Consider the following 26,114-nt stretch of genomic DNA (forward strand, 5'->3'; position numbering starts at 1 on the left):
CTGCCGGAGGTGAACCGACGGGCGGTGGTGGGGCAGTTGGTGCGGCTGGCGAGCCGCGCGTTGCCGGTTGCAGCAATGGCAAGTGAGCGGGACCGACGATGACCTCGGTGATGCCGTGGGAGCGGCCCGGCAGCAAGATCGACGACCGTCACCTGCAGCGGCTCGCGGTGGTCTATGTCCGCCAGTCCACCCGCCGGCAGCTCGTCGACCACCAGGAGTCGACCCGGTTGCAGTACGCCCTGGCGGACCGGGCGGTCGCGCTCGGCTGGCCGGCGGACCGGATCCTGGTGATCGACGAGGACCTGGGCAGGTCGGCATCGAGTGCGGTCGCCCGCACCGGCTTCCAGCGTCTGGTCACCGAGATCGGGCTGGACCACGTCGGTCTCGTGCTGGGCATCGAGATGTCCCGCCTGGCCCGCTCCGGCAAGGACTGGTACCAGCTGATCGAGCTGTGCGCCCTGTCGGGTGCGGTACTGGCGGACCCCGACGGGGTCTACGACCCGGCCGAGTACAACGACCGGCTGCTGCTGGGGCTCAAGGGCACGATGAGCGAGGCCGAACTGCACCTGATCAAGCAACGGATGTGGAGCGGGCGCCTGAACAAGGCCCGCCGCGGCGAGCTGACCTTCCCCCTGCCCAGCGGCTATGTCCGCCGCCCGTCCGGGGAGGCCGCCCTGGACCCGGACGAACAGGTGCAGACCGTGATCCGCCTGATCTTCGCGCAGTTCGAGCGGCTCGGCACCTTGCACGGCGTGCTGCGCTATCTCGTGGACCACGACATCCAGTTGGGCATCCGGCTGCGGGAGGGGCCGGACAAGGGCACCCTGGAGTGGCGAAGGCCGAACCGGATGACACTGCAGACCCTGCTGCACAATCCCGCCTATGCCGGCATCTACGCCTACGGGCGGCGCCGGGTCGACCCGCGCCGCCAGGACCCGGCCCGGCCGAGCACCGGACGGGTCGTCCGCTCCCGGGACGGATGGCATGTGATGATCCCGAATGCCCTGCCCGCCTACATCACCGTCGCCCGGTTCGAGGCGAACGAGGCGAAACTGGCGGCCAACCGCGCCCGCGCCGAAGCCATGGGCGCGGTGCGAGGCGGCCGGGCGCTCACGGCCGGGCTGGTGCACTGCGGACGCTGCAACCGGCGCATGAGCGTGCGCTACCACACCCAGCACAGCAAGGCACTGCCCGAGTACGTGTGCGCCCGGGACATGACCAACTACGGCGCGCACAAGAGCTGCCAGCTGCTCAACTCCGCCTGCGTGGACGCCTTCGTCGAGCAGCAGGTCCTCGCGGCACTGACGCCCGCCGCCGTCGAGGTGTCCCTGCGCGCGGCCGACCAGGTCCTGGCCGAGCGGGCCGAGCTGGAACGGCTGTGGTCGAGGCGGTTGGAACGCGCCGCGCAGGACGCCGACCGGGCCCGCCGCAGCCACCACCTCGCCGAACCGGAGAACCGCCTGGTCGTGCGCCAGCTGGAGAAGGAGTGGGAGGACGCACTCGCCGCCCAGCAGCGGCTTTGCGAGGAGTACGACCGCTTCACCCGCAGCAGTCCGCGCATCCTCACTTTGGCCGAGCGGCAGACCATCACGGCCCTGGCCGGCGACATCGAGGGTTTGTGGCGCGCGCGCAGCACCACAAGGGCGGACCGCAAGGAGATCGTCCGCGCGGTCGTCGACAAGGTCGTCGTCACCGTGCTCGGCACCAGCGAGCGGGTGAAGGTCACCATCGTCTGGGCAGGCGGGACCACGACGGCGGGAGAGGTCATCCGCCCGGTCCAGCGGTTGGAACAGCTCAGCTGCTACCCGCAACTGACCGATCGGATCCGCGAACTCGCAGGCCAGGGCATAGGAGCCAGCGGAATCGCCGACCGCCTGGAAGCCGAGGGCTTCCGGCCCGCGAAGGGCGGCAAACGGATCTCCGCAGCCACCGTCCGCGACCTCATGCGCCGCCTGGCCTGTCCCGCAGGCCGCGTCCACCGGCACCGCCCCGCACCACCCGGCGAGGAGCCCGGCCCCAACGAGTGGTGGCTGGGGCACCTGGCCGCCGAGCTGGACATGACCACCTCCACTCTCTATGCCTGGATCAACCGCGGCTGGATCACCACCCGCCGGGAAAGCTGCTGGCCCCACCGGCTCATCGCCCACGCCGACCAGCGAGAACTCGCCGAACTCCGCGAACGCCGCACCCGCCCGCCCGGCTGGTACAGCCGCCGCATCTGGACCGAGACCGCCGAGACGGCAGAGCAACAGACTCCATGAGTGCGCTGTGCTTGACAGATCTCCACCACCCACCGCTTGGGCTGGGGTACGAACCCCTTGTTGGACGGGTTGCGCTCGACGATCTCCACGTCGACGCCCAGGGCGGCGCCGTGCCCGACGACTGCGTTCTTGAAACCCTGGTCGACCAGCGCCTTCTTCACGGTGTCGGTGTCGGCGGTCACCTTGTCCAGCAGGGCGATGCCCGCGGCGTTCTCGTGCGCCGAGGCGGCCAGTACCACCACCGCGATCACCAGCCCCAGCACGTCCACGGCGAGCCCCCGCTTGCGGCCCGGCACCCGCTTGGCCGGATCACGGCCGGTCGTGGTGGCCGGCACTCCCGCCGCGGCGTGCACGCTCTGCGTGTCCGGCACCACCAGGCTCGAGTCGGCTAATCGCTTCTTCTTCTCCCGCACCTGCCAGCGCAACAGGTCATGGATGGTCTGATCGGTTCCATCGTCGCGCCACTTTGCGAAGTAGTAGTACACCGCGCCGCGAGGCGGCAGGTCGTGCGGCAGGTAGTCCCACTGGCACCCGGCCCGGGACTGGTAGAGGATCGCGTTCACGATCTCCCGCATCTCGTACCGGCCTTCGTGCCCGGAGACCGACCGGTGCCCGGCCTTCCACGCGGAGATCACGGGCTCGATCGGGGCCACCGCTCATCGGATAAGTCGCTCTTGGAGGGCTTGCGCTCACTCACCCCGCCACCCCAACACGGCCAAGTCCGTCGACCGGCCCGGATGCCGCACACCCACACGATCAGGCGACCACGAACCGGGACATCAGCTCACATACCGCCCTCCCAGAACTTTTGACAGGGCGCTCCGTCCTCCGCTCCCTAAGCTACGGCGAGGTGACAAGTAGCTGAGGTGATGCTCTGGGCTTTGGTCCCCTGGGTGACTCTGCTGCGCAATTCGGCTCGTGGAGCCCTGCGGGTACGGGATGATCGTCCGTGCGGTCTTGTCCTGTCGTGCGGCCGCGGGGGTGGTGGATGTCGTTGCAGCCGAAGGGGTTGCCGAAGATCCCGGAACAGACCGCGGTCGTGGCCCGCGCCGCGTTCCCGAAGGGCAGTCTGGCGATCCGGGTTCGGGATCATCTGGCCGAGGTCTTCGCAGACGAGCCGTTTGCCGACGCGTTCGGGGTGCGCGGGGCGCCCGGCCTGTCGCCTGCGGTGCTGTCGCTGGTCACCGTGTTGCAGTTCGCCGAGGACCTGACCGACCGGCAGGCCGCCGCGATGGCCGTGCGGGCGATCGACTGGAAGTACGCGATCGGGGCGGAACTCACTGATACCGGCTTCGATGCGAGCGTGCTGAGCCGGTTCCGTGCCCGGCTGGCCGACCAGGGCCTGGAGCGCGTTGTCTTCGACCGGCTCCTTGAGCACTGCAAGGATGCCGGGCTGGTCGGTGCCGGAGGCAAGCAGCGCACCGACTCCACCCATGTGATCAGCGCGGTGCGGGAGTTGAACCGCCTGGAGCTGGCCGGGGAGAGTATCCGCGCGGCACTGGAGGCCCTCGCGGTGGCGGCCCCGGCCTGGCTGGCCGAGACAATCGACGTCGCGGAATTCGCCCACCGCTACGGGCTCCGCGTGAACGGCTGGACGATGCCGGTGTCGAAGACCAAGCGCGACCGGCTCGCGCTCGTATTCGCCCAGGACGGCTACACGCTGTGCCGGGCCGCCTGGGCCGCCGACACCCCCGCGTGGATCCGCGAGATCGAGGCCGTGCAGATCCTGCGGCAGGTCCTCGTGCAGACCTACTACCTGCGCACCGACACCCGGGGGCGGGAGGTGATCTGCAAGCGGGAGGCCGACGACGAGGGCGTCCCGCCTGGCCAACTGCGCCTGGCCTCGCCGTATGACACCGATGCCCGCTGGGCGGCCAAGGGCGAGGCCCTGTACTGGATGGGCTACAAGGTCCACCTCACGGAGACCACCTGCCACACTCCCGCCGAAGCCGAAGCCGAAGCCGAAGCCGGGAGGAAGGCCGTCCCATCACCGAACCTGATCACGGACGTGGCCACCACCGACGCCACGGTGCCGGATGTGAAGGCGACCGCCACCATCCAGCAGCGCCTGGCCGCACGCGGCCTGAAACCCGCCGAGCACTACCTAGATGCCGGTTATCCCTCCGCCGACCTGATCACCGCTGCCCGCGCGCAGGGCATCACCATGGTCACCCCGGTCCTGCTCAACCACTCCGCCCAGGCCCGCGCCGCCGCCGGCTTCGACAAGAGCGCCTTCACCATCGACTGGAAGACCCGCCAGGTCCGCTGCCCCGCCGGCCGCATCAACCTCAACTGGAACCCCGTCAAGCAGCACGGCCAGGACGCGATCGTGATCACCTTCAGCGTGCTGACCTGCCGCCCCTGCCCCTTCCGGGCACAGTGCACCACCTCCAAGATCGGCCGCCGGATGCTCACCCTGCAGCCGAGAGAACCCCACGAGGCCCTCGTCCGAGCCCGCGCCGAGCAGAAGACCGACACCTGGAGGGACAAGTACGCCCTGCGCGCCGGCATCGAGGGCACGATCAACCAGGCTCTCGACGTCACCGGGATGCGCCGGGCCCGCTACCGCGGCCTGCCGAAAGTCCGTCTCCAGCACGCCTTCTCCGCCACCGCGATCAACATCATCCGGCTCGACGCCCACTGGAGTGATCACCCACTCCGCCGCACCCGTACCAGCCAGCTCGAGCGCCTCAGCTACCGACTCACCGCCTGACGGAATTGAGCAGCAGAGTCCTGGGTGGGCCTGGTCCCGGTAGCGTGCCGCCGACTAGGCGATGTGAAGGGCGGGTCCGCGGTGTGTGCCGTGGTGTCACATGCGTACGTACTCCTCGGTGTCCTCGGCGAAGTCCGTCAGTGCCTGGTCGGTGAGTGTGGGACGGGTCTGTGCGACGGCCTGCAGGTAGTCCTCCGTGCCGGCCGGGGCGCCTTCCCCCTGGGCGACTTCGCGTTCGAAGGCGGTCTGGGCGCCCTTGCGAGCGGCGAACTCGATATCGGCCGGCGTGAACATTGCGCTTGCCTCCACCAGACGGCGGAGATCGACATGGGTGGCGGCGGCCCCGAGGTAGCGCCGCCAGACCGCCGAACGGGCCTGCGGATCGGGCGGGCCGACCGGGATGACGTAGTCGAAGCGGCCGGGCCGAAGGAACGCAGGGTCGAGGAAGCGGACGGAGTTCGTGGCGCAGATCAAGAGGCGGTCGTCGTGGTCGCGGAAGCCGGGGATCAGCTTGAGCAGTTCGTTGGTGACTCCATGACTGGGGTCGACAGCCGTACCGGACCGGGCAGAAGCGATCTCCTCGACCTCGTCGATGAAGAGAACCACCGTCTCCAGCTCGGCCAGCTCGGTGAACGCCTCCCGCAGCGAGGCCGCCAGTCCCCCCTCCCGAAACGACGCAAGCCGGGACGGGAAGAGTTCCACGAAGGGCCACCCCAGCCGCGAGGCGACCGCTCGGGCGAAGCTGGTCTTGCCGGTGCCCGGCGGCCCGAAGAGGATGACCCCCTTCGGCGGCCTCACCCCATACCGCTCGGCCAGCGCGGGCCGGGCCAGCGGCAGCACGATCCGCCGCTCGATGGCCTCCTTCACCTCTTCCATCCCCGCAAGGCCGTCCCACAGATCCCCGGGAAGCATCCTTCCCCCAACTCCGCCAGGAGGCCGGCATCGCTCGCGCCGAGCTGCTCGACCTTCTCGTGGAAGACGAGCCCGGTCCGGGACCGGTAGCCTGAATTTTCCAAGGCAACGGCTCCCGTCGCCCCCGGGGCCAGGAGCGCGCCGATCCGGCGGACTCCCTGGGACCGCAAGCGCCGCTCAAGCTCGGCGATCAAGGAGCTTTCGATGCCGCGGCTGCGCCACGTCCCGGCCAGGGCCACCAGGATGATCCAGCCCCTCTCGCCGGAGACCTGCGCCACGCCGACGCCCACCAGCTCGTCGCCGACCACCGCCACCACGGCCGGTCCTGCGGCCCTGGCTGCGGCCACGACCTCCGATACCGGGAAAACGGCAGGAGCCTCGTCCACCTGCTGGTTCTGGTCCCAGATCTGGATGGCGCGGTCCAGATCATCGTCGTGGAAGTCCCGAAATCGCCACGCCGGCATCGTCATCACCCTCGAGAGGGGGCCACCGCCGCTCCCCGGCTCAGGTAGTGCCCCGCCACGGACCCTTGCTTCATTCTCCCCAGGTGCGCCTCCCGGGCGCGCGTCTGTCCTGTCGCGTTGAGTTTATCTGCGGATCCTGTGCCGAGCTGCGGAGTTGCCGGGTCGAGTGAGAACACCCGGCGCGGGAATCTCAGGGCATCTGGCTTCTGCGGAATCCGGGGCTGCGAGCCGAGTCGTCGCCGGACCGTCAGGAGGAACCCGCCCTGGACCTGGAGCAACGTAGGCTCACGGGCTGTGAGCCACATGGATGAGGTCGGGAAGACGCGCTACCTGGTCCTTCATGACTATGGGATGGGAGGCCTGTGGTGGTGGGTGCGGGCGGGATCTGCCGAGGAGATCGTCAGTGCCTGCGCCGAAGTCGAGGTGATCGCGGACCCGGACGCGGTGAGACGTGCCGAGACGTGGGGCTTGGAGGAGGTCCACCTTGACGCTCCGGATCCGAATCCGCTGTCCAGCCTCCGAGCACAGAGGGATGCCCAGCGTGGTCAGCCTGGATTCGGTGTCCTGGCGGGACGGGACCGTGTCTACGTGCGCTGGCCGGAGGGCGATGAAGGAGAGGTCTTCCTGATGGAACTCGGGCCGGACGGACGGCGGGTGCGGCAGGTTGAGATCAGCCGGCACGGTGGTTCGGTCAAGACGGGCATTGAGGACTGGCCGTTCAACCCGCCGTTCGACCTTCATGATCCGCAATATGCGTCCATGGAGATCGGACCTGGTGACTTTGAGGAAGCGTGGCAGCGAGCTCGTCACGAGTCCGAAGACTGATCAGCCGGGTTCCCTGGCTGTGAGGTCGGCAGAAGCGCTGGTAGAGCGGGCCCTGACGGCCGCGGGGTGTAGATCCGCGCGAACCGTCGGCTCAGCTCGGCTTTTGTCGCCAGGTAGAGCCACTACGCCCCCGGCCGGGGCCGCCGGCGGCGTAGTGCGCCTGCGTAGACCTGCCCGAACTTGGCGCACCACCGCCGGACCGTCTCGTGGGAGACGACCACGCCGCGCCCGGCATCAGCTCCTCGACCTCGCGGAACGACAGCGGGAAGCGGTGGTACAGCCACACACAGTGGGAGATGATCTCGACCGGGTACCGGCGCCCTGGTACGACGGCGGCGCGCTGTCCACGAACGACCCCTCCCAGCGAGTGAGGTTCCCCTCGTAGCGTGGAGTCCGTGATTGCAGGGGAAGTTGGGATTGTCAAGCCCCGGGTTTGGTGGACGGTGGGTTAGCTGGTTTTCAAGGTGAGTTCTGATGCGGGTGATGCAGTATGGAGGGCCTCGTACTCGGCGGGCGGGAGGTGCCCGAGCTCGCCGTGGAGGCGTCGCCGGTTGAACCAGTCGATGTACTCGGCGACCGCGATCTCGACGTCGTCGATGCCGGTCCACGGCCCCTTGTTGCGGATCAGCTCGGCCTTGAACAGGCTGTTGAACGCCTCGACCGCCATCCGCGTCGCACGCTCACGTAGTTCGTCGGAGTACTTCTTGGGCGCAGCCATGATCGGCATCCTTCCGGGTCTTCGATGTCTCCATCAAACCCGGGGCGATTCAACCCCCGACTACCAACCCCCACCCAATGGGCCAGCACCAACGCGTCGCCGCCCTGCAACGGGTCCTCGCCGACGGCAGCACCGCGCTGCGAGTTCGGGTCGCCGCCTGTCTGGTCCTGCTGTTCGCCCAGCCGGTCAGCCGGATCGTCCGCATGACGGCCGACGACGTTCTCCGCGACGGCTCGCACGTCGCGCTCCGGCTCGGCGACCCGCCCACTCCGGGGCCCGAGCCGGTGGCCGACCTCCTGCTCGACTACCTCCAGGCCCTGCCCGCCTGCACCCCCGCCATCAGCCAGAACTCGCCCTGGCTCTTCCCCGGCCGCCGGGTGAGCCAGCCCATGAACCCCGCCACCCTGCGCGACGCACTTCGCGAACTCGGCATCCCTGTCGAGAAGGGCCGGACCTCCGCCATCCGCCAGCTCGTCCTCCAGGCCCCGGCCCCCGTCATTGCCCAGGCACTGGGCTACCACGACAAGAGCACCACCCGCATCGCCACCGAAGCCGGAGCCCCCTGGAAAAACTACGCACCCGGCAACCGCAACCGATGAAACGATCCGCGCAGAACCTCACCGGAGGAGACAACAGCCCGATGTCCGCCAAACGCTCACTCACGTGCGCACTCACCGAGTTCGCGCGGCTTTTGGGAAGCCGCGATGGCCAGAGGCCACGTCCGCTTGACCTCTTCCTTTTGGAAGGCACCGCCCCCGAAACAGCGCGGACAGTGGTGGAAGAGGTGATCCGGGAGGTGGCACCTGACGCGGCTTCGACGGACATTGATCTTATTTCCGACCTCCCCTGGCCTTCGGATGCCCAGGCCGCCCTCACCGCCATCGCCGGCGCGACGGGGGCTCGGGAAGGGGAGACCGCCGTCGTCCTGGACCTGACGGACGAACGGCAGTACGAATGCTTCATCATCCTCGTGTCGCACACCATCTCCGCAGAGATCTGGGGGCCGACGGGATCAGGAGTCTCCTTCTCCGCGAGTGACACCGGATCGGTGATCGGGTGGCAGTTGCCCGCTGAGCGGTGGGAGAGGGTCCGCGCGCGGCTACGGCACCAAGGCGTCGATCCCGACACCGCAGCACAAAGTGCTACCTGAGGCCGCCACTGACAGATACTCACAGTAACCGGAGGCAGCGCCAGCCTTCGATTACAAGCCACTTGATCACCGACTCCTACCAGTACCGAGGCCGGCCCCCTGCCGGAACGTTGCCGCTGGCATTCGCTGTGATGAGCAGCGCATACCACCCACCGAAAGGACCAACCGTGTCGGATGCCGCACATGACGCCAGCCAGAGTGACGACCTTACGGAGGACGAATGGGACTGGGAGGACGAGGAAGAGGAACTCGACGAGGTGGACGAGGACGCGCAACGCGTCCGGGAGGCAGCAGAACTGGCCGACACGGCCCCTGAACGCGGAATCCCCGCGCTGCTGGCACTGATCGCAGACACCGACCTCGGCACCGTAGATGACCTCGAATACCGCGCAGCCGCACTCGACCATCTGCTGAGCAGGGGCGGAAGCGCGGCAAGCGCGGCATGGTGGGTGATCAACACCTCGGACCCCTGGCGTGAGATGCAACGGGTCTACTGGGTGTCAAACCACCGCAAAGGCCCCGCGCAGCCGGAGCTGACCGAGGACGAACAGCGGCAGGAATATCTCGCCGCTCTCCGGCACCTCGTCGCGGCCTCTGACTTGCAGGACGACCTCCGCTGGCCAGCCATCGGCGAGCTGATCAACAAGGAGGGCCAAAAGGGATATGAGGCCGCCAAAAGCCTCGCTCCCGATGTCAACATCGCACACCTCGCGACCGGAGCCTACGGCGTGGACGACGACCACGCCTACAGCATCGCCCGCTGGGTTGCAGGTGACCAGGCCCAGCCGGCCGAGGTGCGCGCCGAAGCGGCAGAGTGGCTGCTTGATGAGGAGGCGTGGTGCGCCGACGACGCGGTGGCGGACGCGCTGCGCGGAATGCCCATCGGCGCTTACGGACGCAGGAAGCTGCTGGTCAGGCTGCTGAAGATCGAAAACGCACACCTGGAAACAACCGACCCTGACAGGTTCGAACGGCAACAGGACCAGGACCGCGCCAAAAGCTTTCCCGGCGCCATCCGCCTTGCCATGGAGGAAGCCGGACGCAATCACTATGCCGGGCCGTTGGACAATCTGCTCCAATCCTGGGTCGATGCGGCACTTGGAGACCGGTGGGAAGAACGCTGGCCGAACACCTACCGGGTAGTAGACGACGCCGCCAAGCAGCTACTGAGCCTGGATCCACCGCATGAATTTTGATCGCGCGGTGTGACCCGTCTTCGGGCGGGTTTTCCGGTTTCGGGCAGGGCTGTGTGCCGGATGGCCGTTCCGGTGGCGGGTTCTCCAAGGTCCACGGGCGGTAGGCGGGCAGGTCGGGGCAGCGAGTTCAGGTGCGCAGGCGCTGTCCGGTGGCGGTCCACAGGTCGGTGAAGTCGTCTTCCCACCGCCAGCGTTGAGGGAGGTGGAACGTGATCGTCCGGGCCTTGGCGGCGATCCGGGCCGGAACGTGGATCAGGTGGCGGCGGATGGTGCCGGTCCTTGCCCTGGCGTGGAAGGCGGAGGCGAGGTGGCCGGCGGCCCGGGTGAGGTTGTAGGCGGTGGCGGCCAGGGTCAGCCAGGCGGCATTCGCGGTGAACTTCCCCGAGGGCAGATGGCCGAGCGCGGAGTTCTCCAGGTCGGCGAAGACCTGCTCGACGACGGCGTGTTCGCGGTGCATCGGCTCGGCCTGGACCAGCTCGAAGCGGCTGTCGGTGAAGATGGCGTGGTGGCGCCAAACGCCGAACAACTCGGCCTGCCCTTCCGGGACCGTCTTCGGGTTCAGGCGTTTCACGCGGCGCACGATGAGCCGGGCCGTGGTGTGGAACTGCTTCTTCTTGCTGGTGAACGCGGTGAACGGGACCTCAGCGATCTCCGCGTCGGAAACCCAGCGTTCCTCCTCGTCATCCCAGACGGCGTCGGTGTACTCGATCGGTGTCCAGGCGTCCTCGGCGATGGGCGCGATCGCTTCGCGGATCTTCTTCCCGACCGCGACCGCCAGCGAGAACCGGGCCCCGGCCTTCCTGCAGGCGTCGACGACCTTGTGGGAGAAGAACGCCGAGTCGGCGCGCACGATGATCTGCGCGGTGATCCCCATGGCCCGCACCGTGGCCAGGGCCTCGCGCAGCAGACTCGCCGCCCCCTTGCCGGAGCCTGCCGAGCCCCTGCGCAGTCTGGTGGCGACGATGACCGGCGCGCAGGTGGGCGTCTTGACCGTGACGATCTGGAAGTGCAGGCCGCGGACCTTGGTGTAGCCGAAGGAGGCGCCCTGCTTGGCCGGCCCGTAGACCTGCTTGACCTTGGAGTCGATGTCCACGAACACCACCTCGTCGCCCTTCGGCACCAGCCCGGTATGCGCGGCCAGGTTGCAGGTGAACGCACGTGTCGCCGACTGGAGTTGGCGCACATGCCCCCAGGTGAAAGCGCGCAGGAAGCTGCCCAGCGTGGACGGAGCCCGCACCCCGCCGAACAGGCGGGGCAGGCCACCGTGCCGCAGCACATCCAGGTCGTCGATGCTGTCCGCGCCGGCGACCATCCCGGCCACGACGGACAGGGCCTTTGCGTCCGCCGCCGTGCCCGCGCCGTTCTTCGCGCCGGTCAGCTTCACCTTCTCGGCGACCAGACGCGGCAGGTCGCACCGCTCGGCCAGCCGGACGGCCGGGACCAGCCCGGCATGCGCGATCAGATTCGGTTCGTCGAACGCGGCGAACACCGCCGCCGGACTGTGGGAGGATTTCACTTACGAGGTGCCTTGCTGGTTGCAGCGGATGGAAGCGTGAGAACTCCCATCATCGCAGGTCAGCAGGCACCTCTTCTCGTTCCGCCTTCCGCAGCCCAGCCGTCATGCGGTGGATCCAGGCTGAGCATCGCGTTTCACCATCAGGAGCTTCGCAAGCGCCTAGCCGTCGACCTCGCCTCCAAAAGCCCTGACACGGACTGGCATCCACTGCTGGTACGTAGAGTCCATCCCCGACCTGAGCAAGAAAGCCTCTTCCGGTCCATAGCAGAGGATGGGTACTTCGCCTTCAAGGCAACGCCTGAGTGCCAGTTCGCACTGTGCAGGGCCGCTAGGGACACTTCCCACCCTACTGACTGGGAACTGACGGTTTTCCAGGGCCGCGCGGCGTCAGCCACGAGCTTCTCCGGACGCTTGCTCGTCCAAGGCAAGCAGACGTTCATACACTTCCCCAACGAGTTGAACGCCCACCCCGACTGGTCTGCCCAGCTCATCGCCGGCTTGTCCGCCATTTCCCGAGCCGAGCTTCCTGGATGAGCGAGCAGCCTGCAGACACATGAGCCCTGCAGGCTGCTGTCGCTGACTCTTACAGATCCCACTCGTCGGCCAGCAGCCCCAGGAGCCGCCGCTGCCGCTTCTGCAGCAGTTCCGGCACCCACTCCTGGTGCTGCAGCACCTGGCTGGTCAGGGCGAACGTGGAGACGCCGTGCCTGCCGGTGAAGTACTTGGTCTTCTTCTCGGTGAAGTCGTAGTTCTGGGCGTAGGCGTTCTTCGTCCGGTTGAGCAGGACGAGGTTGCCCAACCGGTGCGTCCACTCACTGCGCTGCTCGTCGGTGAAGTGCCGCAGCCACTTCGACCCCTGCTTCGGGTTCTGCGGTAGCACGTGCTCGACGGTAATCAGGGCGTGGTCGTACGAGACCCCGGGCTTTCCGGCCAGCATCTCGTCCAGACGCAGCAGGATGTACTTGCGGGTCCTGGTGACGAGGTAGATGTCGCCGTCCAGGCGCGCGAGTGTCTCGGCCTTCTCCGCATCCGTCAGGGCAAAGGACGTCGCGTCCAGGCCCTTGCCTGCGTCGAGTTCGCGCAGTAGGTCGGCGTAACGCATGACGCGGGGAGTGGTGTAGACGCGACGGATGAACATGCTGGCCGCCAGCCGCTCCAGTGCGCCGAAGAACTCGTCGAGCCAGGCAGGGTCGTCACCGTGGTTACGCAGCGCCCACAGGGCCGCGGGCCGCCAGTCGTTGTTGTCGACCTGCTGAAGGCGTTTGAACCAGGCGTTGACCTGTTCCGCCCCAGAGGACGCCGAGTAGCTGGCGTCGCGGATCTGCACGTAGGCGTCCGCGTACGGCACGACGACGTCATTGACGAACGACTCGGCCTTGCCGGGCAGGTAGTGGCTGAGCACCTGCCCGGGAAACTCTTTGAGTAGTTCCCGCTCTGCCCGCTTCATGGCGAACACCATGCGCAGGTGGAGGAAGAGGTCGGCGAAGTCGTCTCGGCCCAGAGCCTCCTCCGCGTCTTCCCACTTGCGGGCGCACTCCTCCGAGGTCTTCTCGTCCAGAGCACCGATGATGTGCGACTTGAAGATGTCCGTGGGCGAGAGGTCCATGCCCCGGGAGTTCATGACGCTGAAGATGCGGTGCGCGCTGTCCAGATCGGGGGTGCTGACGATGACCAGGAAGGTGCGCTCGCCAAGCATCTGCACGAGATCCAGCCGGCGCTCCTCCGACCAGCCGACGAGTATCGCGTGCAGCGCCTTCGCGTTGCGCAGGACGGCCTTCTGCGCGTCCGTCGGCAGCGTCTCCTCCTTCAGGGTCCGCAGTGCCTCGGTGGCTTCCTTCGTCTGGACGTACTGCTGGAAGAAGCCGGCGTCGCGGATCCGCAGGGTGACCCTGGGCTTGGGAGCGAGCCGGCGGACCTTGTTGCCGGGCTCCGTGACCAATTTGTCGAGATCACTGCGCAGGTCGGGGTCCTCCGTCAAATCGCGAAGGAGGGCGAGCAGGATGGTCAGGGTGGTGAGACGCTGCTGGCCGTCGATGACCTCGGCGGGCGCGTTGCCCTTCGCCTTGACGAGCACGATGGAGCCGAGGAAGTACGGCTCGTCCGTCCCCCTGTCCAGCGACTCCTCCAAGTCGGTGAGCAGTTGGACGGCCTGCTCGACGTCCCAGGCGTACGGCCGCTGGTAGTCCGGGATCCTGAAGTCGTAGTCGCTGCTGAACACCTTGTGCAGGGACACTTCCTGCGCCTCGAGTTGCTGCATGTCCCAATGATGTAGGAGCCGTTGACGCTGTGTCCCAGGAGTCCTGCGAGCTTGGCTTGGGACCCGGGGGGCGCTTCGGGTCGTCTCCTGCAGGTCGGTCGGGCCTTCTTGTCGAGGACCGGTACCGGCCGCGCAGCGGGCACCGGATGGCCGAGGACACGAGGAGCACCTCGGAGCGGACGGACCGGGTCCGGAGAACGGCTGCAGCAGTGTGGTCACGCATGGCCGGACTTCCCTCACGGTCTCGAACGCGCGACCCCACATCGAGGCAGCGCCTGCTCGTTGCCGAGTGTAGGGAGGGGTGAGCGGGCGGAGCCACGGCTTTTTCACGGAGGATGAGGCCGATGTCCGGCCCGCGTTCGAGAGAGCGGGACTACCTGGCCTACGGCCCGCATGATCAGAATCGGGGACTCCGGATCACGCGGGCCGATGGCGGCACAGACCGTTCAGCCCCCCGCACATCCGAGGAAATCACCCCAGACGGAAGGGGAGACCGTGAACCGGGGACCGTCCTGCTGCTTGGAGTCGCGCACGTGCACGGCTCCGGGGGCGTGCGCGACCTCCACGCAGTCGTCGCCCTCGGATCCGCTGTAGCTGCTCTTGAACCAGTCCAGCTCGTTGACGGTGTTCCTGGCGCTCCTCGCGTCCTCTGCGACAACTCCACCGACTCCACCGGGGACAGTGCCTGCGAGCGCAGCTTGGCACAGCACATCCGCATCACGCTCACCGCTTCTCGGCCGGACACCGACTGCCCGGTCTTCTGACCCTCCGCGTACCCGAGCCACTGGCGTTCCGGGGCCTCCAGGAGGCGCATCGGTCCGTCCGTGCCCGCGTGGTACGGCTGCCGCTGCGGCATGATCTGCAGCTCCACGTTCCACGGTTCCGTGCACAGGAACGGGAGTTCGTCCTCGACCTCCTGATGGAGATCGCGGACGAGCACCCTGTTTCCCTGCGATTCTGGTCGCTACTCGCGGACGCCGCCCGCCAGATGATGCTGGAGCACAGCGCCGACTGGTGCGAGTGGCGGGCCTGGGAGACGCAGCACGGCACCCTCCGGGCCAGGCTGAGCCTGCTGAGCACGGAGGAGGGCGGACGTCGGACCGCGTTCTCCGGGCAGGGGCAGCTGCGGCCGCTCTGGGACATCGGCAACCGGGCGCCCGACGGCGGGCAGGCAGTGAACGTTGCGCGACTGTGGGTGGAGGGTGCGCCCGGCCTGGCCCCGGGAGAAGGCGCGACGGTCCCTTTGGCGCCACTCAGCCCCGAACAGTGGCGCCGTGTGCAGCCCGGCGATGTGATCACCATGCACGAGGGCAGGCCGGTTGTCGGCATGGCCACGATCATCGAGGCCGCACCGCCTTCCGTCACTGAGTGCGAGGAAGATCTGTAGGCGCGATCCGCCTCGACGCCCATGTGCGCCGCACTGTCGCCACATCCGTGCTGGAGGCGGCCGCCCAGGAAGAGCTGGACCATGTGCGCTGGTTGCCGAGCCCGCGCGGGTGGTGTCGCCCGGCCTACGACTCCGCCGGGGAACTCGTCGGCCTGAGCGTCCCCGGCCGCCACTACGGAGACCCTCTCATCGGCTACATCGGCGTGGTGCCCGAGCACCGCGGCCACGGATACGCCTATGACCTGCTCGTCGAGGCCACACACAAGCTCGCCGACGAGAGCGTGGACCGTGTCGTGGCCGGGACGGACCAGACCAACGTACTGATGGCCGCCCACTTCGCGAGGGCCGGTTACCGGCAGTAGCTGTTCTCGAACTCCGGCCATCCTGAGGAGGACACCGGAAGACGTACCGTGCTGCCGTGAAGAGGCGACGCTGGTGGTCTGTGATCTGCCTGTGGGCTATGTGGTGGGCAGCTGTCACCGCTGTTTTCTGGCTCTTGGACAAGATGCTCGGTCAGTCAGCGAGCCTTGCGGGGTGCGCGGCGAGTGCTGCGCTGGTGATCGTCGTGGGTGAGATCGGTGACCGAATGCGGCGCTGCTTCTTTTCTCGCCGCGAGGTGGGCTGATCAGACGGCCGGTACAAGCCCGTCGGATCGGGGAGCCGGCAGTCGACCCGGACGATGGTGATCGCCGATCGTCCGGGGGCATGGCAGAGGAAATGACACGTCCCGAGATCAGCAGTGGCGTGCGGCGGGTGCCGCGCGGCGAATGGACGCCGGAGTGCGTCCGAGCAAGTTGCTGGATGTCCGGGTCAGATGGGCCTGATCGGCGAAGCCCGCATCGGCCGCGGCCCCGGCCACTGATGTGTGGGGCAGGTGGGCGATCGCGTGCCGCAGCCGTCCCCATCGGCGCAACCGGGCGAGTGGGACTCCCACCGACTCGCGGGCCAGGGCGCGCAGCCGCGACGGCGACAGCCCGACGTCGGCGGCGATCGCGTGAAGGGAGGTGCGGGGACCCGGGCGCATGATCTCCCGCAAGGCGTGAGCCACCCTCGCATCGAGCACGGGCGCGGCCCCGAGGAGAGTGACGAGCTCGCTGTAGGCCGCGGCCAGGTCGGGCGCAGAGCTTGGTCCGTCGATGCCGACGGGGCCGAGGGCTGCGATCAGGCGCCGTACTGTGGAGACGTCAAGCCGTACCAGCCCCACGTCGGCCCGTACGAGCCAGGGATCGACGAACAGGGCGGCATAGGAGGACGTCGCCGCACAGGTGTGGGCGAGCTGTGGGGGCACGATCAGCCCGGCCGCTGTGCGGGAGTGCCCGCCGTCCTGCCCGATCTTCGCGTGGCCACCGATCGGCAGCACCACTTTCCAGGCCGGGTGCTGATGACGGGCGACGCCGGAGGCACCGGACTCGGCGAACATCGTTGCCCGGGCACCGGTGGCGAAGACGAGTCGTCGATCGTTTTGTTCAAGCGTCCATGCGCGGAATGCGTCGATCATCGCGCCATGGACTCTATCGCTGCCGTCGCCCTGGCGGTATTCATCCTGCTGGCGGGCTGCTCGCATTTCGTGTTCCCGGGGTACTTCCGGTCCCTGGTGCCGTCCTGGCTCGGTCGTGCCGACCTGCTCGTGGCAGCCAGTGGAGCTGCGGAGCTCCTCGTGGGCGCACTCATCCTGGCGCCCACGAGCCGATCGGTCGGCGCCTGGTCGGCCGCCTGTCTCATCACCGTCTACCTCGTCTCGCACCTCGATGCGCTGCGGCACGCACACCGCCGTCACCCCAGCGTGCTGTGGCGGCCGGTCGGCGTGGCGGCGCGGCTGGCGGTCAACCTCGGCTACCTCGGCTGGGCGGTCGCGGTCGCGCTGGCCGCAGCCTGACGCAGAGTCCCGCTCCTGCACCGTGACGCCGTCCGGCAGTGGGTGGAGGACCCGACAACCCGCGCCGAGAGGCCGAGCCGGACGCGCTCGCCACCCGGGTGCGAGCGTGGCTGGAGACCGTCGGCATCCCCACCGCGAAGCTGCGCGCCGCCGACGCCGCGCCGGCGGAGATGCCCACCGTGCGGGTCGGCACCCTCACTCGTTCAAGGGGCTGACGCTGATCATGCAGCCCGTGGGGACTGTCCGACTGCCGGCAGGCCGTGTCGCGCAGGAGGGGGCGGGTACCTGGAGCGGGCCAGGAGTCCCCGCCCGTTCCGGAGGGAAGGCACATGCTCTCCGACACGTCCCGTCCCGTCATCACCACCACGCTCCCCGTGGTCGCCGACCACATCGGTGAGATCGCCCAGCGCTTCTACCGGCATATGTTCTCCGCACACCCCGAACTCCTCGACGGCGTCTTCAACCGCGGCAACCAGGCGCACGGCCACCAGCAGCAGGCCCTGGCCGGCTCGGTGGCCGCGTTCGCGACGACCCTGGTGGAGACACCGGAGCGGGTGCCGGAGCAACTACTGCGCCGGATCGCCCACAAGCACGCCTCGCTCGGTATCCGCCCGGACCAGTACCAGGTCGTCCACGACCACCTGATGTGGGCGATCGGCGACGTCCTGGGCGACGCGGTCACCGAGGAGGTCGCCGCGGCCTGGGACGAGGTGTACTGGCTGATGGCCAACGCCCTGATCAACCAGGAGCGCGGCCTCTACAGCGCCCGCGGGGTCCGGCCGGAGACGGTCTGGCGGGACTGGCGGGTGGAGCGGAAGATCAAGGAGACCGACGAGGTGGTCACCTTCGTGGTCAAGCGGAACGACGACCGCCTGGTGAAGACCTCACTGCCGGGCCAGTACGTCACCGTCCGGATGCGGATGCCCGACGGGAAGCTCCAGCCCCGCCAGTACAGCCTGACCCGCGCCGACGACGGCGAGCACCGCCAGTTCTCGGTGAAGCGGGTGCGTGGCGAGGGCGGCGACCCCGACGGCGAGATGTCGGCGCTGCTGCACGACTCCGTCGGGGTGGGCGACGTCCTGACGCTGTCGCTGCCGTACGGCGACGTGGTGCTCGACGACTCGGGACGGCCGGTGGTGTTCGCCAGCGCGGGCATCGGCATCTCCCCCATGGCGGGAATGCTGTCCCACCTGGTCGCGGCCGACTCCGGGCTGTCGATCACCCTTCTCCACGCCGACCTCGACGAGGCGTCCTTCCCGCTGCGGCGGCAAGTAATCAACGACGTGCTGGCGTTGCGGGACGCACGGATGTACCTCTGGTACGAAAAGGACACGCACAGCCTCGAACCGGTGAACGGCGTCTTCGAGGGACAGATGGACCTGTCCGCCGTCGACGTCCCCGGCGACGCCCTCTACTACCTGTGCGGGCCTCTGCCCTTCATGCAGGCCGTACGAAGCCGGCTGATCGAGCAGGGGGTCGCCCCGCGCGACATCCAGTACGAGGTCTTCGGCCCCGACCTGTGGCAGGCCGACCTGGACTGACCGTCACGGCTGTCCCGACTCCACGCGACTCGGGACAGGTCCCGGACCTCCACCGGACCCGGGGCGGTTCAGTCCCTGCGGGGCAGGACCAACAAGGCCTCTCCGACCGGGCGTTCGCCGGCGGCGTCGGACGGGTCGTTGATGACATGGCCGTCGGCCACCATCGTGGTCGAGCCGCCGCCGTCGAGGTTGGCCGCGTCGCGCAGTCCGAGTGCCTTGGCGACCTCGGCGCTCTCGCCGATGCTGAGCCCGAGGGCGTCGGTGCCGCGTCCGTCGGCGGTGACGAGCACGGTACGGCCGGCGGCGTCCACTCCGGCCAGGGTGCGCGGGTTGCGCTTGTGCACCCAGCCGTAGTACCAGCTCGGGTCGCCCGGGTGCACCATGCCGTCGGTGGCGGGTGTGACGTGGAGCCGTCCGTCGCGGACCAGTTCGGGGCCGGCGTTCAGGATGTCGGTACGGGGTGAGGGAGCGACCGGGTGTCCGCGTTCGTCCAGCAGGGTCGCCTTGACGCGCAGGCGGTCGCCGACGCGCGCGAGTCCGGTCAGCTCGGCGACGTGTCGGCCGGTTGCCTGGACGGAGCTGCCGCCGTCCGGGAGCGGCCCACCGCGGGGTGAGCGCAGCTCGACGACTCGGTCCCGGGCGTCCAGTACGGCCTCGAGTCCCTCGCCCTGCGGCGTGCGTCGACCGTAGTCCGGTGTGAAGGCGACGAGTTCGTCGGGGTTGGTGCAGGTGACGTCGTGCAGGGGCAGCGAGGTCGGAAGGTCGCCTTCGGTGCCGCCGCAGTTCCTGATCAGGCCGGGGACGCGGTTGACGCCGTTCAGGCGCAGGGAGGAGTCATGACCGATGACCTGTCCTCGCCAGGTGAGCCGGGTGATCTCCGTCCGTCGGCCGTTGTCGTGGACCACCAGGCCGGGGCGTCCACTCACCGGTTCGCTCAACAGGCGTCCGTCGTAGACGCCCACGCCGGCCGGATCGCCCGGCGCGCCCGCTTTCGGGTCGAGGACGAAGAACCCGGCGTTGACCGCCGCGGTCGCGCCGGCCGCCTTCGCCAGTTCGCTGGTGGTCTCGCGGTTCTCCAGGTCCGGGCCGTACGAGGCCGCCAAGTCGCCGCGGAACGTGCGCGGGTCGATGGTGAGCACGTCGACGCGCCAGGGGCCGCGGTCCGTGGCGGCGCCGTCCCAGCCGGTGTACACGGCGGCTCCCGTGTGACCGGCCGCCCTCAGCCGCGCGCGTTCGGACGTCGCCGCGGACTGCGAGGCGAAGGAGCCGATGCGGACCCGCCACCCGAGCGTGCCGCCGGCGTAGTCGGCCACCTTCGCCGTCGTCACCTCCTCGACCCGGGCGGCGAAACCGTCCCGCTCGAGTGCGGCGGCCAGTTCGTCGGCACTCGCCCTGTCCTTCAGGGCGGTCGGTGGCGCGTCGGGGTCCGGTGAGGTGTCACCGGCGGGGATGGAGACCTCGACCGTCCAGTGCAGCGCCGGGTCGTCGTCACCGCGCACGATGCGGGTGAGGGTGACACCCGGCTGCAGGGTGGTCGTGGTACGGGTCTCGGTCAGATCGGACGGGCCCAGGGGCAGGGCGGCGTGGTGACGCTGCTGCGGGTCCAGGGGCGACGCCGGCGACGCCAGCACGCCCACCATGACGAGGACGCCGAGAACGGCACCCGCGCCGGACAGTCTCTTCTTCATCGGCACCGCCTGGAAGGATGGCATGAGGAGGGGACCGCGGTTCGTCAGTGCTCAGCCCAGAAGTCGCACTGCTGGTGGACTGGTGGACCGCAGACTGGGTTCGAACGCGCACCATTCCCCCCGCCTCGTGCCGACACTGCTATGGACAGCTGACTGCGCGTGCTGCACCAGTATCGACTGGTTCCGGCTCACGTCAAGATCCTCGAGAGCGGGACCATGGCACCGCACATCCGTGTGAGAGCCTGCGTTGGGGCGGAGGCGGCAACGGTCGTGGCATTGGACGGGCCCGACAACGGGCCGCGAGTCCTGCGCCGTCAGGTGAAGCTCCAGCGGCGGCACAAGCCGGTGCGACTGCTTCTGGACGAGACGCGGGACGTCGTGCAGCGACTCAAGCCGTGCTTCATGCGGCCCGACCTCGACGAGTACTTCACCGAGGACCGTCTGGGCGGCTTCTTCGTGAAGAACCTGGAGACGGTGCAGGGTGACGAACGCGACGTGATCATCCTGTCGATCGGCTACGGCCCCAACGCGCAGGGCAAGCTGCGCGCCCAGTTCGGTCCGATCAACCGCGAGGGCGGCTGGCGGCGGCTGAACGTGGCCGTGACCCGGGCGCGGCACCGGATGGAGGTCGTGGCGTCCTTCCACGGCGGGGACCTGCCGGACAGCGCGAACAAGAGCGTCCAGCACCTCAAGCGTTATCTGCAGTACGCGGAGCAGGGCCCGGCGATCCTGGCCACGGCGGCGCCCGACGCGGACGCGGCGCCGGAGAGTCCCTTCGAGGAGGACGTGCTCGCCACCTTGCGTGACTGGGGCTACGACGTACAGCCCCAGGTGGGTGTCGCCGGTTTCCGCATCGACATGGCGGTCCGGCATCCGGGAGCTCCCGGGTCGTACGCGCTCGGGATCGAGTGCGACGGCGCGACGTACCACTCCTCGCGTGCCGCACGCGACCGTGACCGGCTGCGGAAGGAGATCCTGCGTGGCCTGGGGCGGAACCTCCACCGCATCTGGGGAACCGACCGGTACCGCAATCGCAAGGACGCACAGCGGCGGTTGCGCGAGGCGGTCGAAGCGGCGTGCGCGGTCGATCCGTACGCGCCGGCCGCGGAACCGGAAACGGCGGTCGTGTCCGAGCCGGTGACGGCGGAGGTCGAGATCGTTCCCGTCGAGGAGTCGGACCGCTCGCGCTGGAGCACGCCCTACCGCGCCACGCGTCTCGCGGAGCTGTAAGAGTTGCGGCGCGCCCTGGGCAGGTGGACGGGCCTCGGCAGCATCGATCTGCGTGAGGCCGAGGCGGTCGATCTGGTCGCGGACGTGGCCCCTCACATCATCTCGGTCGAGGGTCCCATCGAAGAGGACGTACTGATCGGCAGGATGAGGGAGGCTTGGGACCTCGATCGTGCGGGCCGGATCGTGCAGGCCAGCGTCCGCAAGGCGCTGAAGCGGCTGGCCGGCAGAGAGTCCGCGGTGCGGACGGGAACGGCGTGGGACCTGCCCGGTCGTGAGGTGGCGACGGCCCGTACGCCCAGTGCGGACTTCGACCGCAAGAAGGTCTCACATGTTCCGCCGACCGAGCGTCAGGTGGCCCTGCTGGGCGTCCTTTCCGAGCCTCCATGCCTGCGCCGCGAGGAACTCGCCAGGCAAGCGGCCCGGTTCTTCGGCTGGCTGCGGTTGGGGGCCGACATCCGGGCCGCCTTCGACAAGGACATCGACGCGCTCATCGCCAGGAACGCGGTCGAGGAAGGCCCGGCAGGTCTGGTGTCCGTGGAGGACGGCTCCCTCAGCGGCTGAGGGCGGCCGACGGGCGGGCGTCCGGACCAAAGGAAACCTTGGTCCGACGCCCACCTGCGGACCGTCAGTCGTCGTGCTGGAACCGTACCGACTCCCCGAGCACCGCACGGGCGCCGTCGAAGTCGGCCATGCGTGCCGCGACCGTGGCGACGGCGAGGCGTTCCGGCAGAGCGGTGGAGAACTTGAGACCGCGTACGGCCCGGGGGTCCACGTCGGGCAGGACGAGGCTCTCACCGACGTTCTCGCGGGCCGTGCGCCAGTCGGCCGGAGTGAGGTCCTCACGCAGGCGGACCCAGCTGTCGGTGGGGCGCTGCAACGGATCACTGACCGACTGGAGGGTGGCCGCGAGGGTGGCGTTGGCGCGGTAGCCGGCCCAGGTCCACCAGCGCACGTCGCTGCCGACGCGCGTGATCAGCGTGCCGCCCGGGAGCACGGTGTCGGGTGCGTCGGTCTCGCGCTGTTCGGCCATGCATGCCTCAGCGCGCCGGGTGAGGGTCACCGGAGGGGCCGCCCCCAGTAGGACCTCGCGCATGGCGCGTGTCAGGGCGTACGACAGTCCGGCGATGCCGCCGTTCATCCACTTGGCGACGCCGCCGCTGTCGGCGGGTTCGACGAAGACGCGTTTGCGCAGCCAGTCGATGTACGTGACCTGCCAGCTCCGTCCGCCGAGCAGCAGACGACGAGGGCCGGGCCGTTCCTCGGTGAGCACGCTCGGGTCGGTGCGGCCGATCTCTGTACGCCCGGACAGGACGGTGAACTGCGGCGGTGCGGTGAAGGACGCCGTGAGTTCGATGAAGTGCCGCTTGCCGAAACGGCGTTCCGCCTCCGGGCCGACGAACAGGAGGCCGCCGTCGGTGTCGAGGAATCCTTCCTCGGTGAGGTGGCGCAGGATGGGCGCCGCCGACCGGTCGAAGGGTGCGAGGCCGTTCCATTGCCGGTCCCACAACTGGTCGCCCAGCTTGTGCTGTTGCAGGGTGACGGCGAGGAGCTGCTGTGCCACGAGGTGACGCGGCTCGGGCGGCGGGAGGACGGGTTCCACCCACCCGCGCGACCACAGCAGCAGCAGACCCGCCGCCTGCAGCAGCGAGTCCTTGCGGGTGGTGAGGAACAGGCAGTTGCGCACCGTGCCCGCACGCCGCCCGGTGCGGCCGACGCGCTGCAGGAACGAGGCGACGGAGGCCGGTGAGTCGATCTGGATGACGCGGTCCAGGTCGCCGACGTCGATGCCGAGTTCGAGGGTGGACGTGGAGACGATGACGCAGTCGCGGGCTTCGGCGAAGGCCTGCTCGGAACGGTTGCGTTCGTCGACGGAGAGGGAGGCGTGGGAGAGGAACACGGTCACCTCGCGGGCCCGCAGTGCTGCACCCAGCTGCTCGACCTGCGCCCGCGAGTCACAGAAGACGAGCCGTTTCTCTCCCCGGTGCAGCGCCGCGATGAGTTTCGCGGCATTGTCCAGGGACCCCACGTAGTCCAGCTCCACGTCACCCGCCGGTCTGGAGGTCTGCTCCGCGGCGGTCGCGTCGCCGTCGTCGCCCGCCCCGTCGGACGCCGGGAAGCGAACCCCTGGGGCCACGACCTGCCCGGTACGGCTCCCCGCGCCCGCGCCCTGCAGCCAGTGCAGTAGGTGGGCGGGGTTGCCGACGGTTGCCGAGAGGCCGATCCGCTGGATGGGACGGCCGGTGACCCGTTCCAGCCGTTCGAGCACGGCGAGCAGGTGCCAGCCCCGGTCGTCGCCCGCGAAGGCGTGCACCTCGTCGACCACGACGGCCCGTACGCTCCCCAGCAAGCGGGCGTGATCGGTCTTGACCCCGATCAGCATCGCCTCAAGCGACTCGGGCGTGGTGAGCAGGATGTCCGGCGATTCGGTGCGGATGCGCTGCCGCTGCGACTCCTTGGTGTCGCCGTGCCAGAGCGCCGCGCGTCGTCCCAGCCACTGGGCGTAGGTGTCGATGCGGCCGACCAGGTTGTTCAGGAGCGCCTTGAGTGGGCACAGGTACAGCACCGAGGTTCCGGTCCACCGGTGTTCAGCCATCGCCGACAGCAGCGGGAAGCAGGCCGCCTCGGTCTTGCCGCCGGCCGTCGGTGCCAGCAGGACGGCGTCCTCGCCGTCCATGAGCGGGGTGATCGCCGCCCGCTGGAGGGGGCGCAGGTCTGGCCAGCCGAGCGTGTTGACGATGTGGTGCAGGACGACGGGGTCAAGCCGGTCGAGGACGTCGGCTTCTCCACCGGTCGGTTCCGCCCCGGCCGGGCTGTCGGCGTCCGCCATCACAGCTCCAGGTCGATGTCGTCGGCGGACGCGGAACCGCCGACGACCGTGGCGGCCAGGTTCCGCTCCACGTCGGTGAGCTCGCTGCTCGCGACGGTCAGCTTGTAGTGCTGCCGGGGGTCGAAGTCGTCGAATTGGTCCACGCGGTCGAGGACGTCCCCGACGAGCTTCTTCAGGAACAGTCGGGGCGCCACGCCTACCTTCCCGCCCAGTGCCCCGCCGACGGCCCGCGCGAGGTCGGCGACGTAGGCGTCGTCGACGACCGTCCGCACGCGTTCGGGGGATGTGGCGGCGTCCGCGTAGAGGTCTCGGATGGTGACGCCGAGGCCGACCAGAGACTCCTGGGTGAAGCCGGGCAGTCGGATCTGTACCGCCCGGGGGTTGTCGAAGCGCGGGTCGGTGGTGAAGTCGGTGGCGAGTCGCTGGGCGAGCGGGGCCAGGCGCTGGACGCCCTGCTGTCCGTCGTAGAAGGCGGGTGTCCCGGTGATCACGAGGTACAGGCCGGGGAAGCGGCCGGAGTGGACCTCGTCGATGAGCTGCCGCAGGGCGTTGAGCGCCTTGTCCCGGGCGTCGGACCGGACCCTCTGCAACGTCTCCACCTCGTCGAGGACGACGAAAAGCCCGGTGTGCCCGGAGTCGCGCAGCACGGTGAGCAGGCCCTGCAGGAAGCCGAGGGCGCCGAAGTGGTCGAGGTCGCCGCGCACCCCGGCGGACCTGCGGGCGGAGGCCGCGACGTGCGGCTGGCCACCGAGCCACGCCAGGACGGCCGCGGCGGTCGCCTCGTCGCCGTCGGCGAGGGCGGTCCGATAGCCACGCAGGGCGGTGGCGAAGGACGGGGCGTGCCGGGACACCTCGGCGAGCCGCGCGACGAGCAGCTTCTCCACCTCGCCGGGCAGCTCCTCCTCGGTCGCGCCGGCCGCGAGTGCGTCTTCCTCCAGGGCGTAGAACCAGGCATCGACGACCGGGCGCAGGGCGCTGGGCGGGAAGCTGGAGGTGGTGAGGCGCTCGGTGAGCCGCCGGTAGACCGTCTCCAGCTTGTGCAGCGGCGTCTCGTTCTCGGAGACCTGAATTTCGGCCACGGCGAAGTTGCGGCGCTTGGCCCGCTCCCCCAGCCAACGAGTGAAGAAGGTCTTGCCGGAGCCGTACTCACCGCGCACGGCCTTGAACACGGACCCGCCGGACGCGACGGCGTCCAGTTCCGCGTCGAGGGCCGCCTCGAACCGGTCGAGCCCGGTGGCGAGCAGGTCGAGCCCGCTCTCGGGCACGGCCCCGCGGCGCAGGGCGTCGATGACGGTACGGCGGCGGGCGGCGCTGACCTGTGCGGGGCGCATGGATCCGGTGGTGCTCACGGGGTCCAGTGTTCCATCTCCCTGTGCACCAGTACCTCGGCGAAGGATCACGATGTCCGGTTCGTAGGCAAAGGGTGCGCCTCTCGACGTTCCGCGCCGCTTCGTGGTGCGCCTGTCCCGCCTGCTGGCGGGACACCGGCGGCGGATTTGCGCTCCTGCGGATATCGAGATGGCCACCAGCGCCCAGGCATGGATCGCATCCGG

General features: G+C 69.2%; 21 protein-coding genes and 4 pseudogenes. 13 read left to right on the forward strand and 12 right to left on the reverse strand.

What is annotated here, in order from left to right; translation table 11 throughout:
- Nucleotides 1–98: 98 nt before the first annotated feature.
- On the forward strand, nucleotides 99–2,261 hold the full coding sequence (locus WJ438_RS06145) for a recombinase family protein (protein WP_406724294.1): 2,163 nt from the start codon (nucleotides 99–101) through the stop codon (nucleotides 2,259–2,261).
- Nucleotides 2,262–2,281: 20 nt separating this feature from the next.
- Here the strand turns inward: WJ438_RS06145 and WJ438_RS06150 are convergent.
- Nucleotides 2,282–2,958 (reverse strand): annotated as a pseudogene (locus WJ438_RS06150) (IS5 family transposase); the annotation flags it as partial.
- 291 nt (nucleotides 2,959–3,249) lie between these two features.
- Here WJ438_RS06150 and WJ438_RS06155 point away from each other — a divergent pair.
- Complete coding sequence (locus tag WJ438_RS06155) at nucleotides 3,250–4,974, forward strand: IS1182 family transposase (protein WP_406723496.1); 1,725 nt, start codon at nucleotides 3,250–3,252, stop codon at nucleotides 4,972–4,974.
- Between the two features lie 96 nt (nucleotides 4,975–5,070).
- Here WJ438_RS06155 and WJ438_RS06160 read toward each other — a convergent pair.
- A pseudogene (locus WJ438_RS06160) lies at nucleotides 5,071–6,356 on the reverse strand (ATP-binding protein).
- A 297-nt stretch (nucleotides 6,357–6,653) separates the two neighbouring features.
- Here WJ438_RS06160 and WJ438_RS06165 point away from each other — a divergent pair.
- Nucleotides 6,654–7,175, forward strand: coding sequence for a hypothetical protein (locus WJ438_RS06165; protein ID WP_406724295.1), 522 nt, complete (start codon nucleotides 6,654–6,656; stop codon nucleotides 7,173–7,175).
- Nucleotides 7,176–7,312: 137 nt separating this feature from the next.
- Here the strand turns inward: WJ438_RS06165 and WJ438_RS06170 are convergent.
- Both WJ438_RS06170 and WJ438_RS06175 read right to left on the reverse strand, forming a co-directional pair.
- Nucleotides 7,313–7,488: pseudogene (locus WJ438_RS06170) on the reverse strand (IS6 family transposase); the annotation flags it as partial.
- A 135-nt stretch (nucleotides 7,489–7,623) separates the two neighbouring features.
- Nucleotides 7,624–7,893: an IS3 family transposase gene (locus WJ438_RS06175; protein WP_406724296.1), complete on the reverse strand. Its 270-nt coding sequence runs from the start codon at nucleotides 7,891–7,893 to the stop codon at nucleotides 7,624–7,626.
- Nucleotides 7,894–7,970: 77 nt separating this feature from the next.
- Between WJ438_RS06175 and WJ438_RS06180 the strand changes: the two genes are divergently transcribed.
- The 3 genes from WJ438_RS06180 (at nucleotide 7,971) to WJ438_RS06190 (ending at nucleotide 10,239) form a co-directional block, all read left to right on the forward strand.
- The gene (locus WJ438_RS06180) at nucleotides 7,971–8,492 is read left to right on the forward strand and encodes a hypothetical protein (RefSeq protein WP_406724297.1); all 522 of its coding nucleotides are present in this window, start codon (nucleotides 7,971–7,973) and stop codon (nucleotides 8,490–8,492) included.
- 41 nt (nucleotides 8,493–8,533) lie between these two features.
- Nucleotides 8,534–9,043 (forward strand): hypothetical protein, encoded by a 510-nt coding sequence (locus WJ438_RS06185; protein ID WP_406724298.1) that lies wholly within the window; start codon nucleotides 8,534–8,536, stop codon nucleotides 9,041–9,043.
- Between the two features lie 167 nt (nucleotides 9,044–9,210).
- A complete protein-coding gene (locus WJ438_RS06190; RefSeq protein ID WP_406724299.1) occupies nucleotides 9,211–10,239 on the forward strand; it encodes a hypothetical protein in 1,029 nt (342 codons plus the stop codon).
- A 127-nt stretch (nucleotides 10,240–10,366) separates the two neighbouring features.
- Here the strand turns inward: WJ438_RS06190 and WJ438_RS06195 are convergent, their stop codons facing one another.
- The 4 genes and pseudogenes from WJ438_RS06195 to WJ438_RS06210 form a co-directional block, all read right to left on the reverse strand.
- Nucleotides 10,367–11,755: an IS1380 family transposase gene (locus WJ438_RS06195; RefSeq protein ID WP_406724300.1), complete on the reverse strand. Its 1,389-nt coding sequence runs from the start codon at nucleotides 11,753–11,755 to the stop codon at nucleotides 10,367–10,369.
- A 583-nt stretch (nucleotides 11,756–12,338) separates the two neighbouring features.
- Nucleotides 12,339–14,012 carry a DUF262 domain-containing protein gene (locus WJ438_RS06200; RefSeq protein WP_406724301.1) on the reverse strand — a complete coding sequence of 558 codons (1,674 nt, stop codon included), beginning with the start codon at nucleotides 14,010–14,012 and terminating at the stop codon, nucleotides 12,339–12,341.
- Nucleotides 14,013–14,458: 446 nt separating this feature from the next.
- Nucleotides 14,459–14,722 carry a DUF397 domain-containing protein gene (locus WJ438_RS06205; RefSeq protein WP_406724302.1) on the reverse strand — a complete coding sequence of 88 codons (264 nt, stop codon included), beginning with the start codon at nucleotides 14,720–14,722 and terminating at the stop codon, nucleotides 14,459–14,461.
- Between the two features lie 5 nt (nucleotides 14,723–14,727).
- Nucleotides 14,728–14,868 (reverse strand): annotated as a pseudogene (locus tag WJ438_RS06210) (transcriptional regulator); the annotation flags it as partial.
- Between WJ438_RS06210 and WJ438_RS06215 the strand changes: the two are divergent.
- Both WJ438_RS06215 and WJ438_RS06220 read left to right on the forward strand, forming a co-directional pair.
- Nucleotides 14,845–15,399: a hypothetical protein gene (locus tag WJ438_RS06215; RefSeq protein ID WP_406724303.1), complete on the forward strand. Its 555-nt coding sequence runs from the start codon at nucleotides 14,845–14,847 to the stop codon at nucleotides 15,397–15,399. The pseudogene WJ438_RS06210 and the gene WJ438_RS06215 sit on opposite strands and share 24 nt — an antisense overlap.
- On the forward strand, nucleotides 15,381–15,761 hold the full coding sequence (locus WJ438_RS06220) for a GNAT family N-acetyltransferase (protein ID WP_406724304.1): 381 nt from the start codon (nucleotides 15,381–15,383) through the stop codon (nucleotides 15,759–15,761). The genes WJ438_RS06215 and WJ438_RS06220 overlap by 19 nt, the downstream gene beginning before the upstream one ends.
- 371 nt (nucleotides 15,762–16,132) lie before the next feature.
- On the opposite strand, the gene WJ438_RS06225 is transcribed toward WJ438_RS06220, so the two are convergent.
- Complete coding sequence (locus tag WJ438_RS06225; protein ID WP_406724305.1) at nucleotides 16,133–16,897, reverse strand: helix-turn-helix domain-containing protein; 765 nt, start codon at nucleotides 16,895–16,897, stop codon at nucleotides 16,133–16,135.
- Nucleotides 16,898–16,903: 6 nt separating this feature from the next.
- Between WJ438_RS06225 and WJ438_RS06230 the strand changes: the two genes are divergently transcribed.
- The 3 genes from WJ438_RS06230 to WJ438_RS06240 all read left to right on the forward strand — a co-directional run bounded on the left by WJ438_RS06230 (nucleotide 16,904) and on the right by WJ438_RS06240 (nucleotide 18,816).
- Nucleotides 16,904–17,275: a hypothetical protein gene (locus tag WJ438_RS06230; protein WP_406724306.1), complete on the forward strand. Its 372-nt coding sequence runs from the start codon at nucleotides 16,904–16,906 to the stop codon at nucleotides 17,273–17,275.
- A gap of 38 nt (nucleotides 17,276–17,313) precedes the next feature.
- Nucleotides 17,314–17,490 carry a hypothetical protein gene (locus WJ438_RS06235; protein ID WP_406724307.1) on the forward strand — a complete coding sequence of 59 codons (177 nt, stop codon included), beginning with the start codon at nucleotides 17,314–17,316 and terminating at the stop codon, nucleotides 17,488–17,490.
- Nucleotides 17,491–17,604: 114 nt separating this feature from the next.
- Nucleotides 17,605–18,816 carry a globin domain-containing protein gene (locus tag WJ438_RS06240; protein WP_406724308.1) on the forward strand — a complete coding sequence of 404 codons (1,212 nt, stop codon included), beginning with the start codon at nucleotides 17,605–17,607 and terminating at the stop codon, nucleotides 18,814–18,816.
- 68 nt (nucleotides 18,817–18,884) lie between these two features.
- On the opposite strand, the gene WJ438_RS06245 is transcribed toward WJ438_RS06240, so the two are convergent.
- The gene (locus WJ438_RS06245) at nucleotides 18,885–20,456 is read right to left on the reverse strand and encodes a phosphodiester glycosidase family protein (protein WP_406729607.1); all 1,572 of its coding nucleotides are present in this window, start codon (nucleotides 20,454–20,456) and stop codon (nucleotides 18,885–18,887) included.
- Between the two features lie 318 nt (nucleotides 20,457–20,774).
- Here WJ438_RS06245 and WJ438_RS06250 point away from each other — a divergent pair, with 318 nt between their 5' ends.
- Together WJ438_RS06250 and WJ438_RS06255 are read left to right on the forward strand one after the other, a co-directional pair.
- Nucleotides 20,775–21,734 carry an AAA domain-containing protein gene (locus WJ438_RS06250; RefSeq protein ID WP_406724309.1) on the forward strand — a complete coding sequence of 320 codons (960 nt, stop codon included), beginning with the start codon at nucleotides 20,775–20,777 and terminating at the stop codon, nucleotides 21,732–21,734.
- Between the two features lie 3 nt (nucleotides 21,735–21,737).
- On the forward strand, nucleotides 21,738–22,295 hold the full coding sequence (locus WJ438_RS06255; RefSeq protein ID WP_406724310.1) for a DUF3320 domain-containing protein: 558 nt from the start codon (nucleotides 21,738–21,740) through the stop codon (nucleotides 22,293–22,295).
- Nucleotides 22,296–22,359: 64 nt separating this feature from the next.
- On the opposite strand, the gene WJ438_RS06260 is transcribed toward WJ438_RS06255, so the two are convergent.
- Nucleotides 22,360–24,561: a DEAD/DEAH box helicase gene (locus tag WJ438_RS06260; RefSeq protein WP_406724311.1), complete on the reverse strand. Its 2,202-nt coding sequence runs from the start codon at nucleotides 24,559–24,561 to the stop codon at nucleotides 22,360–22,362.
- Nucleotides 24,561–25,910 carry a BREX system ATP-binding protein BrxD gene (gene brxD, locus WJ438_RS06265; protein WP_406724312.1) on the reverse strand — a complete coding sequence of 450 codons (1,350 nt, stop codon included), beginning with the start codon at nucleotides 25,908–25,910 and terminating at the stop codon, nucleotides 24,561–24,563. Before brxD ends, WJ438_RS06260 begins: the two co-directional genes overlap by 1 nt.
- Nucleotides 25,911–26,114 lie beyond the last annotated feature (204 nt).

The sequence above is a fragment of the Streptomyces sp. GD-15H genome (assembly GCF_045291515.1).
Classification (GTDB): domain Bacteria; phylum Actinomycetota; class Actinomycetes; order Streptomycetales; family Streptomycetaceae; genus Streptomyces.